The following is a 19,447-nucleotide window of genomic DNA, read 5'->3' on the forward strand; positions in this document are numbered from 1 at the left end:
GTAATTTATTTTCAGCTTTTATTGTAGCTCTACCATTTGAAAGAGCGGCCCAATTATTATCATAGTTGTCCTTTTTGTAAACTATATTACCCCATCTGTTGAATACGATAAGTTCGTTCTTTTCAAATAATTCTAGTCCTTCAAAAACTAAAGTATCGTTTGAACCATCGTCATTTGGAGAGATTAAATAATTATCGCTACCATCTAATTCAACATCAGAGAATACTGAACCAATAGTGATTACTTCATAATTATCTGGGGTAAATGTTAAAGAAGTAATTCTTCCTTCTGTTAAATCACCTTGAATATCAACACCTCCTAAATTAATCCATTTGTTTTCAGCTTTACTCCATCCTACAACTCTTAAAAATTGTAATAGAGGTGAGATAGTTTCAACATCACTAAAAGAATCCCATGTAAGAGTAACTGTCGTCTCAGCAGAACCATCTAAGTCCCAGAACTCGTAACTACTAATATTTTTAAGTATTACCTCTTTTTCCGTTGTTGTAAAAGGATTTGAGAATGTAGAAGGAGTATTAGGGTTTTGAAAGAAATATGCTCCATTAAAATAAGTCTCACTGTTTTGAGTAGGAGTAATCATAGGTCTTAATCTATCATCATCACCAATTGGGAAAGTAAATTCATTCGTGCTTAAAACTGAAGCATAACCATCAGTGTGTCGATCATCATCTTCTCCAACAAAAAAGTCATGTCTAATAAAATCTAAAGAGACAGCTACATCGTTTCTTGGAGTGATAACTTTACCATTTATAAATTGAAGTTCATTTGTAATTCCTAAAGAAGTGTTTAATTGTAAGTCATTAACAACATCGATTTCTACATTATTAAAGACAGGTCTATTTAATCCAGATACTACTCTAACGTCATTATCACTGTAAAATCCTGTGAAACCTTGGTTATCTTCGAATTGACCGTCGTTAATTAAATCAGTATGAAATCCAACTTGAGCGTTGTCATGTAACTGAACTGAACCAAAATTCTTAAAAGCTGTCTGAGCACTTGTTGAAGAAGATACAAGGATAACTATTAGGTATGCTGAGAAACGCACCAATATTTTAGGGATATGGATCATTTTGTACTTATTATGTTTGAAACTTACAACTTCACTGTTGCTGTAACAAAGCTAAGATTAATTCTAGATTATCAAACTATTAATTCGATGAATAACAATATTTATCGGATTAGTTGTATTTTGTTAATAATAACAGAACTGATAAACCGTTAATCTAAGTTTAATAATAAGACACATAATGTTTTAGAAAGTCACATTGTGTAAGAAAAAAAAAGGTTAAAGGAGGTTATCTATATGCAGTGTAAAAAACAACAAGGCTTTCATTTAATATATCATCATTTCTTCCTGCATTTCCTGTTGTACCCAAGGCGTAGGAAACTCTTATGGTAAAACCACCAGTTTGAGTTCCAGTATTGAAGTCAAATGAATTTAATACTCCTGATAGAATACCTAAATTATTTGCATTTTGATCGTTATATCTTAATCCAAAGCATTGTGCATTTGAAGAATATCTGGAAATAGAGTTAATAGAACTACCACTTCCTCCTACATAAATCGTACCCTGTTCAATTGTTGCACCGTCATTTCTTGCGTATCCTTGAGCTGTACCAAAGGCGTTTTGTAACGTTGCCGTGTTTAAACCTCCAGAACCCGCTGAATTAACTCCAAATCCTTCAACATTTGCATGAGCGACAAAAGTAACTTGGCTTGGTTGAAAAGGTAATCCTGAAATAACTTGATCAAAAGAAGTAGCAGAGCTTCCACCAGGAGCGTTAATAATAAATGAACCTACATAAACACTTGGAGCAGTTCTTAATGCAACCCAATTTGTTCCATCGTAATAATAAAATATTTTTTCATCTGTACTGTAAGCAATAGTTGCCTCAACAGGACCAGTAACAGCAGTAATTTGAGCTGTAGTACCGCTAGGAAATCCAGAGACAGGAGTTCCTGGGAATACTTGAGCATTTATTGATACGCTAATGAATAAAAACAGTAAAATTAAATATTTCATTTTGTGATTTTCTTTTAATTAAATTCCTTTTTTAATAGCAGTAGTTTTGGTTAAAATACGTTTTAATAGATTTAAAATCTCTATTTGTCGTTCTTCTGTAGCTTCTATAGTCGAATTTTGGGTCATATTTGTAATATTTAAAGTAGGATTAGTACCATTTAAGGTTTTTAAAATACCCACATTTTTTTGAAGAATCTTCTTTGCTAGGAAAATAATCTCTTCTTGGTTGATAGAAGTAGAAGGATCTTCTATTGGAGCTTGATAAGCAACAAATTGATATATCCCTTGTGGACCGGAAAAATCTTGAATTGTTGCCCAAGTTGTATACCCATCTCTTGTAACTTCTAATCTAACTTGATTACTAGCAAATGTAGTTACACTATTACTTGTTCCTGTAAAGTTAGTTTCAGTTAAAAAATCGGTATTTGTATTCAAATCTGTAATTGATAGGTTAGCACTTATAATATTAGATATAGAAATGAACTTTAAAAATTGTGTAGCATCTTCTAAACCAACATCTAAATTATTTATATCAGCAATTGAAGATGTCACGTCCGATTCAACTTTAACAAATTTATCACAAGGAGAAAGAACTGCACTTCCTGATAATATCAATTGATAATCATTTATATCGATTATGTTTTCACTTGGAGTTGCAAAGAAGGTACTAATATCTGGTTGTGTAAGGTTATTAATTTTATTGAGTTTCAAAAAATCATAGACTTCACATAAAGTTCTATTAGTCGAAATTGTTAACGTTTTTGCCGCATGATTTATAGTAATTCCAGAATATCCAGCAACCGTTGTGGTATTAGTTTCAGAAATAAATTCATCATCTGTTATAAGAACATTATCGGTTATTGGTTGTGTAAAATCTCTAGTTAAAGAATAGTAATTTTTTAAATAATCAGCAACGACTAGGGTAGAAGTACCTCGATCAAAATTTAGACTAACAGAATTATCAATTTTAAGAATTTCTTGTGTTGGTATTTCACCATTAGCATCAGTATTTAAGTTATAATCAAAAGAATTTGAATCATTGTTATATAATAATACATTGAGGTTATTTAGAGGAGATAAGTTTTCATCAGTTACTAAAACATCATGAGTATAATATTCTTTAACTCTACTCGCAGAACCTGTGTAACCAGTCCAGCCTGCCGGTTTGATCGGATTAACCAAGAAAAAATCCACACTTCTTTGACTGAACCTCCAGTTAGTCGCAGACCAGTCCATATCGAAGGCTTTAAAATCTCCATTAGCACCAGAACCACCTACAATTTGAGTTACACCTCTAAGTTTTAAGTTTCTAATTATTTCGGTATCTCCCGCAGATCTTGCTCCTGGTTCAAAGTTTAAAGCACTGTTCGCATTAATTGTAATATTTTCTAATGTTGTATTTGTTTGAAAGTGTAAAAAATCCGAACCCCCATAACCCGAAAAGGTAACATCTTCAAAATTGAAAGTATAGTTTCCATTATTGAAAAAATCACTACGACCACTGGTGACACCTAAAAGATAAAAGACACGTGTAAAATTTGCGGTGTAAGCAAAGTTATAAGAATGTCCTTTCGCATTACCAGTATAGTGAATGGTTACATCTGTAAAGGTAACAGTAACTCCTGATTGCGGAGCATATCTAAAAATTCCAGGGAAGTGATAAACAGCATTATTATCGGTTAAAGTTCCACCTCCTTGTATTTTTAATTCGGCTGAAAAAGTTATATCTCTATTAACAACGCTACCTGCGGCAGGATTAGCTTGTATAAAAGTTCTTAGTTGATCTCCAGTAGTTGGACCCGTTATAAAGATTGTAGCTCGATTACCACCTGGACTTCCTGTTGATGGGGCAGAGGCGTTAAAGGTAATTTGGCCATAAGCATTAGACATTAATATGATTGAACTAAAGAGAAAAAGTAATCGTTTCATCATATTAATTATTAAGAAAAGGTTAGACCAGTGATTGTTGTTAAATCTGTAGGCTGAGTTCCAGTTCCCATTGAGAAAGTTTCGTCATTAAGATCTGATTTTGAAAAACGAGAGACCATCCAACTTGTTGTATTAATTCTAACAGAGATGTAATAGTAATTTGTGTTTTCAAAGAATAGTTCATTATCAACTACAACTTTGGTGTTATCGCTAAAAAGTTTTACCCAATTTGTTCCATCATAATAATAAAATATTTTTTCATCGGTACTATATGCTATGATACTTTCAACTGTAGTAAGTGCAGTTATTTGTGCAGTTGTGCCTTTGGGATAACCACCAACGGGTTCTCCTGGTAATACTTGACTTGTAACAGAAAAGGAAATGAAAACAACGATAAAGAATATTTGGAATTTCATGAGTAAAGGTGAGTTTATTCTATTGTAAATTGATTAGCGTTTATTGTACTTCCAACGGTATATCCATCAGGATTTGCTCCCCAAGTAAATTCCATGAAATCACCACCTCCGTTTTCATAATACCAAAATTCAATTTTATGTTTACCAGCTCCTAAATTAACAGTTCCAGATCGAGTTGTAGCACCTTGATCAAACCAGTTTTCTAAAACTAAAACTCCGTCAATATAAACTCTTGTACCATCATCGGATCTACCGTTTATAGTAAAATTACCACTGTTTTGAACATTTAGAGTTCCAGTGTACTTTAAAATGTATCCATCGGTATCTGGAGCAATTGAACTTCTAGATGAGTCATTAAGATTTGCACTCACAATTCCCTGTGTTGAAGAAACTCCTAATGTACGAGGGTTGTCTATATTTGGTTGTGAAGTATTACTAATATCCCATGTATAATATTGCAAACCATTATTAGTTGTGGTAGTAGAAGATGTGGTACTATTAATTTGTTGCCAATTTGTACCATCACTTTGAATCCAAATATTAAACTGTCCTATTGAAGTACTAGATGAATTATTCTGATCTTGATAACTAGAAACAGTAATATTACCACCGGAAATATTCTTAATAACATAAATCCTACCGGAACATGTATTTGCAGCAGGTAATGTAATGGTTGCATTTGCTGTTACGAGAATTGTATGATGATCTTCTGTTAAAGTAAGATTACTATTTGTTGAAAGAATAGACTTAGAAACAGATCCTTCTACTTGAAAAGTTGAATTAGCAATATTAAATCCAGATTGAGGATCATCGTAATCAGCATCTACTGGTACTTCACCAGTATTTAAGTTTATACCAAATCTAGTTTTAGCGTCTGCAGTATTATTGCTTCCTTGAACTCGAAATAATTCTTTATGAAACTGTCCTCTTCTATAATCATATCTTTTAAAGATGATTGGTTCAGCTCCGTCATCTCCAATTATAAACTCTAATCTACCATCATTTGAAGGACCACCAGAACCAATTTCAAATAAATCAGTAACACCAGAACTTCCTTTTAACCTAAAACTACCATTAGTGGTAGTGAAGAACATTGGTTTATAAAACGAAGCTCCAGATGCGGCGAATTGTAAAGCTGCTATACTTCCGTTTCCATTTAAATGTAAAAGTGGTTGATCATTATCTGTATAATCAGGAAATCCTTGCACCAAACCTAAAGTTTGTCGTCTTCCAAACTCTAATATAGGTGTGTTGTTCGATCTAATTTGCATTCTTACATCATCAATAGTACCAAGAAAGTTTGTGTTAGTAGTTGATGCATTTCCATTGAGTAACCAATTATTACCACTAGTTGAGACCCAGTTCGTACCATCATAATAATATATGATTTTCTGATCCGTACTGTAAGCCATTGTTCCTTCCGGAGGAGATAGTGCGTTTATTTGCGCGGTGGTTCCACTTGGGAGTCCACTAACAGGTGTCCCAGGAAATACTTGAGCAGAAATATATATAGGTAAAATGAAAATAACTAATAATATAAAACTTCTCATATTGATGTTGTTTATAGGTTGAATTTAATTCATAGTTGTATTAACTACGATATTTTAAAGACCAAGATAAATAAATGTATTTACTACAAGGTATGGTTGGTATCTTTCGAACGATTGATTTGATCCACCACTATTCACAGATACTGTATGATTATGATTTCCTGCCGTACTAGTATTAGTAGTCCCATTATTAGCGAAAAAAGTAACATTGGAATCCACATTATTAAAAACTCTAAAAGTTCGAGTTCGTCTGGGAATAGTATGTCTGTGGTTACCTGCATTATTAGTGTTACCTGTAAAATTAACGTTAGGTAAATTAGCTTGAGTTAGTGTAGTATTAACTTGTCCACCAGTATCACCAATATTTTGTCCTGTATTAGGATGTTTTAAAACTCTGTTAGTTGCATTAGGTAGTGTTCCAGTAAACCCAAGACTATTTGCAGCTGTTTGCGCATTGGCTGGAAGAGAAGTGATGCTTCGCCCATTTAGAATATACCATCCAGAATGATCTCCTGTTTGAGCACCATATTTCACATCTCCAATTGTATTGGAAGAAGTATTAAAAGGTACCCAATTACTTCCGTTATAATAGTAAAATATTTGTTCGTTTGTGCTATAAGCAATTGTAGCTTCAACTGGATTTGCTATAGCATTTATTTGGGCAGTAGTACCACTTGGGTATCCTGAAACCGGTGTTCCAGGAAATACCTGTGATAATAAAACATTACAGAATAATATACAGAGTATAAAAATTATTTTTTTTCCAATCATATTATTGTGTATTATAAATCTTCCACTGTAAAGAACCAATTTCTATCTACTAAATACAGGAATACATTACTTCCATATAGTTGAACTGTAAAAGTAGTATTTGTTTGTGCCGTTACTTGACCAGTCACCATCAATCCTGTACCACTAAATGCTGTAACATGTACAATATAATTTGCATTTCCTCTATCTGGGATTGTTACCGTGTAATTACCTGTACTATTTCTAACTACAGAAGTAACTCCTTGAGATGTAATTAAAGCACCTGTTGTACCATTGACTTTAGCAAATGCTTTTATAAAAGTATCACCATCTGCACCTGCTGGTCCTGTAGGTCCAGTTGCTCCATTAATACCATTTGCCCCTGCTGGTCCTTGTGGTCCAGTTACACCGTCAGTTCCGTCTGCACCAGTTGGTCCTTGTATACCTTGAGGTCCTTGCGGTCCCGTTACACCATCAGTTCCGTCTGCACCAGTTGGTCCTTGAATACCTTGTGGTCCCGTAACACCGTCTGTACCATCTGCACCAGTTGGTCCTTGAATACCTTGTGGTCCCGTAACACCGTCTGTACCATCTGCACCAGTTGGCCCTTGAATACCTTGCGGTCCCGTTACACCGTCAGTTCCGTCTGCACCAGTTGGTCCTTGTATACCTTGAGGTCCTTGTGGTCCAGTCACACCATCAGTTCCGTCTGCACCAGTTGGTCCTTGTATACCTTGAGGTCCTTGCGGTCCCGTAACACCATCCGTTCCGTCTGCACCAGTTGGTCCTTGAGGTCCTTGTGGTCCAGTCACACCATCAGTTCCGTCTGCACCAGTTGGTCCTTGAATACCTTGTGGTCCAGTTACACCGTCAGTTCCGTCTGCACCAGTTGGCCCTTGAATACCTTGCGGTCCAGTTACACCGTCAGTTCCGTCTGCACCAGTTGGTCCTTGTATACCTTGAGGTCCTTGCGGTCCCGTAACACCATCCGTTCCGTCTGCACCAGTTGGTCCTTGAATACCTTGTGGTCCAGTCACACCATCAGTTCCGTCTGCACCAGTTGGTCCTTGAATACCTTGTGGTCCCGTAACACCGTCTGTACCATCTGCACCAGTTGGTCCTTGAATACCTTGCGGTCCAGTTACACCATCAGTTCCGTCTGCACCGGTTGGCCCTTGAATACCTTGTGGTCCAGTCACACCATCCGTTCCGTCTGCACCAGTTGGTCCTTGTATACCTTGTGGTCCTTGCGGTCCCGTAACACCATCCGTTCCGTCTGCACCAGTTGGTCCTTGAATACCTTGCGGTCCCGTTACACCATCAGTTCCGTCTGCACCAGTTGGTCCTTGAATACCTTGTGGTCCAGTCACACCATCAGTTCCGTCTGCACCAGTTGGTCCTTGAATACCTTGTGGTCCAGTTACACCGTCAGTTCCGTCTGCACCAGTTGGTCCTTGAATACCTTGCGGTCCCGTAACACCATCCGTTCCATCTGCACCCGTTGGTCCTTGAATACCTTGAGGTCCTTGCGGTCCCGTAACACCATCAGTTCCGTCTGCACCAGTTGGTCCTTGAATACCTTGTGGTCCAGTCACACCATCAGTTCCGTCTGCACCAGTTGGTCCTTGAATACCTTGTGGTCCAGTTACACCGTCAGTTCCGTCTGCACCAGTTGGTCCTTGAATACCTTGCGGTCCCGTAACACCATCCGTTCCATCTGCACCCGTTGGTCCTTGAATACCTTGAGGTCCTTGCGGTCCCGTAACACCATCAGTTCCGTCTGCACCAGTTGGTCCTTGAATACCTTGTGGTCCAGTTACACCGTCAGTTCCGTCTGCACCAGTTGGTCCTTGTATACCTTGAGGTCCTTGCGGTCCCGTTACACCATCAGTTCCGTCTGCACCAGTTGGTCCTTGAATACCTTGCGGTCCAGTCACACCATCAGTTCCATCTGCACCAGTTGGTCCTTGAATACCTTGCGGTCCCGTAACACCATCAGTTCCGTCTGCACCAGTTGGTCCTTGAATACCTTGCGGTCCCGTAACACCATCAGTTCCGTCTGCACCAGTTGGTCCTTGAATACCTTGTGGTCCAGTCACACCATCAGTTCCGTCTGCACCAGTTGGTCCTTGAATACCTTGTGGTCCAGTCACACCATCAGTTCCGTCTGCACCAGTTGGTCCTTGAATACCTTGAGGTCCTTGTGGTCCAGTTACACCGTCAGTTCCGTCTGCACCAGTTGGTCCTTGAATACCTTGCGGTCCCGTAACACCATCCGTTCCATCTGCACCCGTTGGTCCTTGAATACCTTGAGGTCCTTGCGGTCCCGTAACACCATCAGTTCCGTCTGCACCAGTTGGTCCTTGTATACCTTGGGGTCCTTGCGGTCCAGTCACACCATCAGTTCCATCTGCACCAGTTGGTCCTTGTATACCTTGGGGTCCTTGCGGTCCCGTTACACCATCAGTTCCGTCTGCACCAGTTGGTCCTTGTATACCTTGGGGTCCTTGCGGTCCAGTCACACCATCAGTTCCATCTGCACCAGTTGGTCCTTGAATACCTTGCGGTCCCGTAACACCATCAGTTCCGTCTGCACCAGTTGGTCCTTGAATACCTTGCGGTCCCGTAACACCATCAGTTCCGTCTGCACCAGTTGGTCCTTGAATACCTTGTGGTCCAGTCACACCATCAGTTCCGTCTGCACCAGTTGGTCCTTGAATACCTTGTGGTCCAGTCACACCATCAGTTCCGTCTGCACCAGTTGGTCCTTGAATACCTTGTGGTCCAGTTACACCGTCAGTTCCGTCTGCACCAGTTGGTCCTTGAATACCTTGCGGTCCCGTAACACCATCCGTTCCATCTGCACCCGTTGGTCCTTGAATACCTTGAGGTCCTTGCGGTCCCGTAACACCATCAGTTCCGTCTGCACCAGTTGGTCCTTGTATACCTTGGGGTCCTTGCGGTCCCGTTACACCATCAGTTCCATCTGCACCAGTTGGTCCTTGAATACCTTGCGGTCCCGTAACACCATCCGTTCCATCTGCACCCGTTGGTCCTTGAATACCTTGAGGTCCTTGCGGTCCCGTTACACCATCAGTTCCGTCTGCACCAGTTGGTCCTTGAATACCTTGTGGTCCAGTCACACCATCAGTTCCGTCTGCACCAGTTGGTCCTTGAATACCTTGTGGTCCAGTTACACCGTCAGTTCCGTCTGCACCAGTTGGTCCTTGTATACCTTGAGGTCCTTGCGGTCCCGTTACACCATCAGTTCCGTCTGCACCAGTTGGTCCTTGAATACCTTGCGGTCCCGTAACACCATCAGTTCCATCTGCACCAGTTGGTCCTTGAATACCTTGCGGTCCCGTAACACCATCAGTTCCGTCTGCACCAGTTGGTCCTTGAATACCTTGCGGTCCCGTTACACCATCAGTTCCGTCTGCACCAGTTGGTCCTTGAATACCTTGTGGTCCAGTCACACCATCAGTTCCGTCTGCACCAGTTGGTCCTTGAATACCTTGTGGTCCAGTTACACCGTCAGTTCCGTCTGCACCAGTTGGTCCTTGAATACCTTGCGGTCCCGTAACACCATCCGTTCCATCTGCACCCGTTGGTCCTTGAATACCTTGAGGTCCTTGTGGTCCAGTTACACCGTCAGTTCCGTCTGCACCAGTTGGTCCTTGTATACCTTGAGGTCCTTGCGGTCCCGTTACACCATCAGTTCCGTCTGCACCAGTTGGTCCTTGAATACCTTGCGGTCCCGTAACACCATCAGTTCCATCTGCACCAGTTGGTCCTTGAATACCTTGCGGTCCCGTAACACCATCAGTTCCGTCTGCACCAGTTGGTCCTTGAATACCTTGCGGTCCCGTAACACCATCAGTTCCGTCTGCACCAGTTGGTCCTTGAATACCTTGTGGTCCAGTCACACCATCAGTTCCGTCTGCACCAGTTGGTCCTTGAATACCTTGTGGTCCAGTTACACCGTCAGTTCCGTCTGCACCAGTTGGTCCTTGAATACCTTGCGGTCCCGTAACACCATCCGTTCCATCTGCACCCGTTGGTCCTTGAATACCTTGAGGTCCTTGCGGTCCCGTAACACCATCAGTTCCGTCTGCACCAGTTGGTCCTTGTATACCTTGGGGTCCTTGCGGTCCCGTTACACCATCAGTTCCATCTGCACCAGTTGGTCCTTGAATACCTTGCGGTCCCGTAACACCATCAGTTCCGTCTGCACCAGTTGGTCCTTGTATACCTTGTGGTCCTTGCGGTCCCGTAACACCATCAGTTCCGTCTGCACCAGTTGGTCCTTGAATACCTTGTGGTCCAGTTACACCGTCAGTTCCGTCTGCACCAGTTGGTCCTTGTATACCTTGAGGTCCTTGCGGTCCCGTTACACCATCAGTTCCGTCTGCACCAGTTGGTCCTTGTATACCTTGGGGTCCTTGCGGTCCCGTAACACCATCAGTTCCATCTGCACCAGTTGGTCCTTGAATACCTTGCGGTCCCGTAACACCATCAGTTCCGTCTGCACCAGTTGGTCCTTGAATACCTTGCGGTCCCGTAACACCATCAGTTCCGTCTGCACCAGTTGGTCCTTGAATACCTTGTGGTCCAGTCACACCATCAGTTCCGTCTGCACCAGTTGGTCCTTGAATACCTTGTGGTCCAGTCACACCATCAGTTCCGTCTGCACCAGTTGGTCCTTGAATACCTTGTGGTCCAGTTACACCGTCAGTTCCGTCTGCACCAGTTGGTCCTTGAATACCTTGCGGTCCCGTAACACCATCCGTTCCATCTGCACCCGTTGGTCCTTGAATACCTTGAGGTCCTTGCGGTCCCGTTACACCATCAGTTCCGTCTGCACCAGTTGGTCCTTGAATACCTTGCGGTCCCGTAACACCATCCGTTCCATCTGCACCAGTTGGTCCTTGAATACCTTGCGGTCCCGTAACACCATCAGTTCCGTCTGCACCAGTTGGTCCTTGAATACCTTGCGGTCCCGTAACACCATCCGTTCCGTCTGCACCAGTTGGTCCTTGAATACCTTGCGGTCCCGTAACACCATCAGTTCCGTCTGCACCAGTTGGTCCTTGAATACCTTGTGGTCCCGTAACACCATCAGTTCCGTCTGTACCGGTTGGCCCTTGAATACCTTGTGGTCCAGTCACACCATCAGTTCCATCTGCACCAGTTGGTCCTTGAATACCTTGCGGTCCAGTTACACCATCCGTTCCATCTGCACCAGTTGGTCCTTGAATACCTTGAGGTCCAGTTACACCATCCGTTCCATCTGCACCAGTTGGTCCTTGAATACCTTGCGGTCCAGTTACACCATCAGTTCCGTCTGCACCAGTTGGTCCTTGTATACCTTGTGGTCCTTGCGGTCCAGTTACACCATCAGTTCCGTCTGCACCGGTTGGCCCTTGAATACCTTGTGGTCCAGTCACACCATCAGTTCCGTCTGCACCAGTTGGTCCTTGAATACCTTGAGGTCCCGTAACACCGTCTGTACCATCTGCACCAGTTGGTCCTTGAATACCTTGTGGTCCCGTAACACCGTCTGTACCATCTGCACCAGTTGGTCCTTGAATACCTTGCGGTCCAGTTACACCGTCAGTTCCGTCTGCACCAGTTGGTCCTTGAATACCTTGCGGTCCAGTTACACCATCCGTTCCATCTGCACCAGTTGGTCCTTGAATACCTTGTGGTCCAGTCACACCATCAGTTCCGTCTGCACCAGTTGGTCCTTGAATACCTTGCGGTCCTTGCGGTCCCGTAACACCATCAGTTCCGTCTGCACCGGTTGGCCCTTGAATACCTTGTGGTCCAGTCACACCATCAGTTCCGTCTGCACCAGTTGGTCCTTGTATACCTTGTGGTCCTTGCGGTCCCGTAACACCATCAGTTCCGTCTGCACCAGTTGGTCCTTGAATACCTTGTGGTCCAGTTACACCATCCGTTCCGTCTGCACCAGTTGGTCCTTGAATACCTTGCGGTCCCGTTACACCATCAGTTCCGTCTGCACCGGTAGGTCCTTGTATACCTTGCGGTCCGGTTGCACCAGCAGATCCCGTTGGTCCAGTTGCACCTTGAGCAGCTATATCTGTAAGAGGGACAGATAAAGTTCCATTACTATCTGTTATTTCTAAATTTCCTCCATTTACCCTAAAGGAAAGGTTTACTTCGTTTGTTGGATCAGCATCAGCATCGTTAATTAAAGGGGAAAGATCCACATTATTACCATCAGTTATGGTTAAAATATTTGTAACAGGATCGAAAGAAAGCTCTCTTGCAGGTGAAGTATCACATAGACTGACCCAATTTGTACCATCGTATTGATAGATACATTTTATATCAGTGTTGTAAACAAGCGCACCCTCCAATGGAGTTATTGCGTTCATTTGAACGCTGGTTACTCTTGTTAAAATAAAAACTTTATCAGAACTCTCTAATTCAAGTATAGAGTTAATGTCTATTGTATTAGGATTATCACCCACTTTTACCTGGGAGTAACCGATAAGTCCAATAAAAATTATGAATAGGGTAATTATTTTTCTCATAATCGGGGAAATTTCGCTGATTAAATGTAATAAAAACGTTTTATAGTTGTGACACACGGGCGAAAAAATAGTCACAAAAATTCGATTTAATATTAGTAGTTTAGATTAATTGTCTTTTTTTTTCTTTCATTGTAGCTTTTTAATCGATGAAATGTAATTACGTAATTCAAACATTTCATTTATAAATTTTCTTGCGCTTTTATAGGGTACTTTTTTGAAGTTATGATTTGCTACCGAGATTTGAAATAATGACTGCCAATGTTGTCTAATTTCTTTTAATGCATTAAAATAAGTATAATTTTCTGAATCATAGATATGAGTAGGCTCCGCAATGATTCCGTTAATTTCTAAAACCTTATAATCTAATCCAGTTTCTAACTCGTTAAAGTTATTATATTTAATATCGACTCTACCATAATACCAACCCTCTATCGAATGACTTAGTTGGTCGAATGTCTCTGTTAATTTTTTTGATATTAAATGATTACCATTTATAAACTGGGTGCCTTTTGAATGATTGCCAATTACTGTGAGTTTTATCATTTCGTTGATCTTAGGGATGTCATTTAATTTGTTTTTATGAATAGCCTTAAATAGGTCAATGTAAAGTTTAGCTCTTTTATCATTCAAAATCAATTGTTCCAAAGTTGATTCTCCATCTCCTGTAACTGAAATGAAGTTTTTAAGTGTTACTGAGCTAATTCGTCCTTTTTCCTCATTAGGCTTTCTATGATAGAAAACACCACATTCGTTTTCATAATCTAGAAATTCCTGAATGATTATATTAATCGGATAATTATTTAAATATTCTTCAAGTTCATATTCAGAATCAATTTTTTTTACCAACAAACCTCTAAATCCTATATCTGGTTTAGCAATTAAAGGAAATTCAATTTTAGCAATTTTTAATTCTTTAAGTACATTAGAAAAGTTCGATTTTGGAAGAACGAGAATTGACTTAGGTCTATATTTTTCTGGAACCAATTGAATAGTTTCATACTTGCTCTCTGTTCCGTTGCCTGAACTTTTAATTGCTGGGTTAGCCGCACTAAAAAATGCAGCATGCTTAGCTCTAAAAGCTAAATAAAAAGCATAGGGTAAATTTGGAACATAAAACATTGATGTTGGCCAATATTCCCAGTTTAAATATTTTTCTAATGTAGTTTTATTAATCAAAATTTAGTTGTCAAATAAATAGTTTAGAACAGTTTGAAACGCCTTAAATCCGAAGTAAACTGTGTATAATATCAGAATAAGAGCAACGACTAATAGTCCATATGCTATTAAAACTTTAGGCATATCCTTAAATGTTTTTAATGATCTGAATGCCAGGCTTAACATTAAAGGAGAAGCAGTTAATAAAAATAACAAGATTAGAAATTTTTTAACCGGTTTGTCGTAAGATTTTTCAGACATTATTAAATTCTTTAATTACCGTTCTAACATTACCATACTTCTTTAATAATTCTTTTGCAGTTTCTTTGTCTATGTTTAGTTCAGAAACTAACATTTTCTCTCCACGATCTACTAATTTATTATTAGAAAGTTGCATATCAACCATTTTATTCCCCTTGACTTTTCCCAATTTAATCATAGTAGATGTTGATATCATGTTTAGGACTAATTTTTGAGCGGTACCTGCCTTCATTCGTGAACTTCCAGTTACAAATTCAGGACCTACAACAACAGTTATGGGTAATTTAGCTGTTAATTGTAAAGGACTATTTTCATTACATGTTATACAACCCGTTGAGATATTATTTTCATTACATTTTTGCAAAGCATGAATGACATATGGAGTTGTTCCTGATGCAGCAATACCAATTACTACGTCATTTTCTGAAATATTATAATCCTGTAAATCTTTCCATCCTTGTTCTTCAGAATCTTCTGCAAATTCAACTGCTTTACGAATTGCAGAATCACCTCCTGCAATTAAACCAATTACTAATTCATGAGAAACTCCAAAGGTAGGGGGACATTCAGAAGCATCAACAATACCGAGTCTACCACTTGTACCAGCACCCATATAGAAAAGTCTTCCACCTTGTTTCAGTTTTTCAACGGTAACATTCACCAATTTCTCAATTTGAGGAATTGCTTTCTCAATTGCTAAAGGAACTGTCTTATCTTCGTTATTTATGTTATTCAATAATTCCGAAGTAGACATTTGTTCAAGATTATTGTAATTCGAATCTTGTTCTGTGGTTTTTATAAAATCCATAACCCAAATTTACAATTAATTATTAGTAACCCAGTGACAAAATGAGATTTAAGGTGTCTTATTAATGAATTCAATTAAATAAAAAGAAATGGAAACATTAACACAATCACTATCAAATTTTTACAACACAGTTGCATCTGGTTTTGGAGACTGGGGACTGAAATTATTAGGAGCTTTAGCTGTTTTAATTTTAGGTTTATGGATAATTAGAATGATAATGAAGGCGGTTTCTAAGATGTTTGAAAGTAAACATGTCGATGAAACATTACGTCCTTTTTTAATTACACTTATCGGGTTTGCTTTAAAAGCTTTATTATTAATTTCAATTGCTGGAATTGTTGGAGTTCCAACAGCTTCTTTTGCTGCCGTTATTGCTGCTGCTGCCTTTGCGATAGGAAGTGCATTTAACGGTTCATTAGGTCATTTAGCATCTGGAGTTATGTTGTTGATATTTAGACCTTTTAAGGTTGGAGATTTAATTAAAACCAATGGAGCTTTTGGTTTTGTTAAGGAAATATCAGTTTTTGTAACTATTATTGAAACTTTTCAAAATGAAACTGAAATCATTCCAAACTCGGCAATTACCTCCAATAAAATCACCAATTTAACAGCTATTGGGAATTTGAGAGTTGATATGCCATTTGCTATTCGCTATGGTTCTGATATTGAAAAAGCAAAGAGTATTGTTTTAGACGTTCTTAAGAATGATAAAAATGTTTTAAATGGAGAAGGAAAGGAGCCAAGAGTTGCAGTAAATAATTTGGGTGTAAATAGTGTCGAACTATTAGCGTTACCATATGTAGATTGTAATAACTATTGGGATGTATATTGGGATACAAAACAGAAAATTGTTGAAGCTTTAGGGGATGCTGGATATGAAGCTCCGTTGCCTCAAAGAGTTGTAACAATGACAAAGTAAAACATAAAAAAAAGCCGGTTTATTACAACCGGCTTTTTATTACAAAATATTCTAATTATACTTCTGCTAAAATTTTATTTAACGTAGTATTTGGTCTCATGAAATCATCAGCTAATTCATCGTTTGGTACATAATATCCTCCGATTTCAATAGCTTTACCTTGTACTTCATTTAACTCATTTACAATTGCATTTTCATTTGCCTGCATTGCTTCAGCAACTGAAGTAAATTGACTCTTTAACTCATCATTCTTAGATTGATTTGCTAATTCTTGAGCCCAATACATAGCTAAATAGAAATGACTACCTCTATTGTCTAATTCACCCGCTTTTCTAGAAGGTGATTTCTTATTGTCTAATAATTTTTCAATAGCATCATCTAAAGTTTCTGCTAAAACTAATGCTTTTGCATTATCGTTATTTTGACCTAAATGTTCTAAAGAAACTGCTAACGCTAAGAACTCTCCTAAAGAATCCCAACGTAAATGGTTTTCTTCAACAAATTGTTGAACATGTTTTGGAGCAGAACCACCTGCACCAGTTTCGAATAATCCACCACCATTCATTAAAGGAACGATAGATAACATTTTTGCAGATGTTCCTAATTCTAAAATTGGGAATAAATCTGTTAAGTAGTCACGTAATACATTTCCTGTTACAGAAATTGTATCTTTTCCTTCTTTTACTCTTTCTAATGTATATTCAGTAGCTTCAGAAACTGATTTAATTAAAATTTCTAATCCGTTTGTATCGTGATTAGGTAAATATGCATTTACTTTTTTAATTAATTCTGCATCATGCGCTCTATTCTTGTCTAACCAGAATACTGCAGGAGCTCCCATTGCTTTTGCTCTTGTTACGGCTAACTTCACCCAATCTTGAACTGGTGCATCTTTTGTTTGACACATTCTCCAAATATCTCCTTCTTCAACTGTGTGTTCAATTAAAGTAATTCCTTCGCTATCAATTACAGAAACTTTACCAGCAGAAGCAATTTCGAAAGTTTTATCATGAGATCCATATTCCTCAGCTTTCTTAGCCATTAATCCAACATTGGGAACAGTTCCCATAGTTGTAGGATCAAAAGCTCCATTCTTTTTACAGAAATCAATTGTTGATTGGTATAAAGCAGCATAAGAACTATCTGGAATAGTTACTTTAGCATCTTGTTGTTTTCCTTCTTTATTCCACATTTGTCCAGATGTACGAATCATTGCTGGAACAGATGCATCAATAATAATATCTGAAGGTACATGTAAATTCGTAATTCCTTTGTCAGAATTTACCATTGCAACATCAGGGTTGTTTGCGTAAACTTTATCAATATCAGCTAAAATTTCAGCTTTTTTGTCAGCAGTAAGTTCTTCTAAATTACTTAATAAGTTTCCAAATCCGTTGTTTACATCAACCCCAATTTCTTCAAAAGTAGCTCCATGCTTTTCAAATAAGTCTTTAAAGAAAACTCTAACGGCATGTCCAAAAATAATTGGATCCGATACTTTCATCATTGTAGCTTTCATGTGAAGAGAGAATAAGATACCTTTATCTTTTGCATCTTTTACTTGCTCGTCTAAAAAGGCTAATAATGATTTTTTATTCATTACAGAAGCATCAATAATTTCTCCTGCAATTAATTTAGTACTAGCTTTTAAAACTGTTTCAGTTCCACTAGCATCTGTATGAACGATTTTAACATCAGTAGCGTTAGGAACAGTTACTGATTTTTCGTTGTGCGCAAAATCACCTTCATTCATAGTAGCAACGTGAGTTTTAGAATCAGAACTCCAAGCTCCCATTGAATGCGGATTCTTTTTTGCGTAATTTTTTACGGCTTTAGGTGCTCGACGGTCTGAATTACCTTCACGTAAAACAGGATTTACCGCAGAACCTTTTACCTTATTATATAGAGCTAAAACTGCTTTATCTTCATCTGTTTCTGGTTCTTCTGGATAATCAGGAAGATTATATCCTAAAGCTTGTAATTCTTTTACAGCAGCTTTTAATTGAGGAACAGAAGCACTAATATTTGGTAATTTGATAATGTTAGCTTCTGGTTTAGTAGCTAATTCACCTAAAAATGCTAATGCATCTTCTACCTTTTGATCTTCGGTTAAATAATCAGAAAAGTTAGCTAATATTCTACCAGCTAGTGAAATATCTTTTGTTACAATTTCTATATTAGAAGATTTAGTATATGCTTTTACGATCGGCAAAAACGAACGAGTAGCTAATGCTGGAGCCTCATCGGTTTTTGTGTACATAATTTTTGCAGTTGTACTCATATAATTAACTAGTTATTTTGTTTGAAGTGGTGCAAATTTACGTATTACAAATGGTTTTTCGAATATTAAATATTTATTAAAATTCAAGTTTTCTTGAATTATCTTTAATTTTTAGTTTAGAGCAAAAAAAAACGATGTTAAATTAACATCGTTTTTAAATATTTTGTGCAAAGAATTAATTTCTTCTTTCTTTAATTCTTGCTTTCTTACCTGTAAGTCCTCTAAAGTAGAAAATTCTAGCTCTACGTACTTTACCTCTTTTATTAACTTCAATCTTTTGGATTGATGGTAAGTTAATTGGGAAAATACGTTCAACACCTACAGTACCTGACATTTTTCTAATTGTGAAAGTTTCAGAAGATCCGATACCTCTTCTTTGAATAACTACTCCTCTAAAGAACTGAGTACGAGTTTTGTTACCTTCCTTAATTTCGTAGTATACAGTAATTGTATCTCCTGCTGCGAATTCTGGTAAATCGTTTTTTGTTACGAATTCGTCTTGAACAAATTTAATTAAATCCATTTTTAAAAATCTTTGAGATTTACAAAGCAACATTCACGATTCTCGTCAGAGGTTGATTTTGCGTGTGCAAATATAGTATGTTTTTCTTATATGGAAAATAAAATTTGCGATTAAATTTATGTAAATAAAATTTGAAATAGGATTACTAAACTATTGACTAATAGTTAATAAGTGTTTTTTTAATGATGATTACTTAAAATCCAATTAAGAAATAGGCAAAGTATTGAAAATATATTTCGGTGCTAAA

Annotated in this window: 12 protein-coding genes (1 of these 12 only partly in view); 1 reads left to right on the forward strand and 11 read right to left on the reverse strand. The window is 38.4% G+C overall.

The window, feature by feature from the left end:
* From ABNT61_RS00605 to murQ, 9 genes are all read right to left on the reverse strand, one after another.
* Positions 1–1,093, reverse strand: partial view of a gliding motility-associated C-terminal domain-containing protein gene (locus tag ABNT61_RS00605; RefSeq protein WP_348744423.1) — the 5' portion only. Its footprint begins 86 nt before the window's first position; 1,093 of the gene's 1,179 nt are visible here — the first part of the coding sequence; it begins with the start codon at positions 1,091–1,093; its stop codon lies beyond the left edge, outside the window.
* A gap of 226 nt (positions 1,094–1,319) precedes the next feature.
* On the reverse strand, positions 1,320–2,048 hold the full coding sequence (locus ABNT61_RS00610) for a hypothetical protein (RefSeq protein ID WP_348744424.1): 729 nt from the start codon (positions 2,046–2,048) through the stop codon (positions 1,320–1,322).
* Between the two features lie 18 nt (positions 2,049–2,066).
* On the reverse strand, positions 2,067–3,977 hold the full coding sequence (locus ABNT61_RS00615) for a hypothetical protein (protein WP_348744425.1): 1,911 nt from the start codon (positions 3,975–3,977) through the stop codon (positions 2,067–2,069).
* A gap of 11 nt (positions 3,978–3,988) precedes the next feature.
* Positions 3,989–4,393 (reverse strand): hypothetical protein, encoded by a 405-nt coding sequence (locus ABNT61_RS00620; RefSeq protein WP_348744426.1) that lies wholly within the window; start codon positions 4,391–4,393, stop codon positions 3,989–3,991.
* 14 nt (positions 4,394–4,407) lie between these two features.
* Positions 4,408–5,943 carry a PA14 domain-containing protein gene (locus ABNT61_RS00625; protein ID WP_348744427.1) on the reverse strand — a complete coding sequence of 512 codons (1,536 nt, stop codon included), beginning with the start codon at positions 5,941–5,943 and terminating at the stop codon, positions 4,408–4,410.
* 54 nt (positions 5,944–5,997) lie between these two features.
* Positions 5,998–6,714: a hypothetical protein gene (locus ABNT61_RS00630; RefSeq protein WP_348744428.1), complete on the reverse strand. Its 717-nt coding sequence runs from the start codon at positions 6,712–6,714 to the stop codon at positions 5,998–6,000.
* Between the two features lie 11 nt (positions 6,715–6,725).
* The gene (locus ABNT61_RS00635) at positions 6,726–13,253 is read right to left on the reverse strand and encodes a hypothetical protein (RefSeq protein ID WP_348744429.1); all 6,528 of its coding nucleotides are present in this window, start codon (positions 13,251–13,253) and stop codon (positions 6,726–6,728) included.
* Positions 13,254–13,379: 126 nt separating this feature from the next.
* Positions 13,380–14,429: a D-alanine--D-alanine ligase gene (locus tag ABNT61_RS00640; protein WP_348744430.1), complete on the reverse strand. Its 1,050-nt coding sequence runs from the start codon at positions 14,427–14,429 to the stop codon at positions 13,380–13,382.
* Positions 14,430–14,661: 232 nt separating this feature from the next.
* Positions 14,662–15,477 (reverse strand): N-acetylmuramic acid 6-phosphate etherase, encoded by an 816-nt coding sequence (gene murQ, locus ABNT61_RS00645; protein WP_348744431.1) that lies wholly within the window; start codon positions 15,475–15,477, stop codon positions 14,662–14,664.
* 88 nt (positions 15,478–15,565) lie between these two features.
* Here murQ and ABNT61_RS00650 point away from each other — a divergent pair, with 88 nt between their 5' ends.
* Entirely contained in the window at positions 15,566–16,396 is an 831-nt protein-coding gene (locus ABNT61_RS00650) for a mechanosensitive ion channel family protein (RefSeq protein ID WP_348744432.1), read from the forward strand.
* Between the two features lie 55 nt (positions 16,397–16,451).
* Here ABNT61_RS00650 and ABNT61_RS00655 read toward each other — a convergent pair whose 3' ends face one another.
* Entirely contained in the window at positions 16,452–18,677 is a 2,226-nt protein-coding gene (locus ABNT61_RS00655) for an NADP-dependent isocitrate dehydrogenase (RefSeq protein ID WP_348744433.1), read from the reverse strand.
* Between the two features lie 175 nt (positions 18,678–18,852).
* Positions 18,853–19,200, reverse strand: a complete 348-nt coding sequence (rplS, locus tag ABNT61_RS00660; RefSeq protein WP_348711352.1) for a 50S ribosomal protein L19 — start codon at positions 19,198–19,200, stop codon at positions 18,853–18,855.
* Between the last annotated feature and the right edge of the window lie 247 nt (positions 19,201–19,447).

This window comes from Tenacibaculum sp. 190524A05c, assembly GCF_964036595.1.
Lineage (GTDB): Bacteria > Bacteroidota > Bacteroidia > Flavobacteriales > Flavobacteriaceae > Polaribacter > Polaribacter platacis.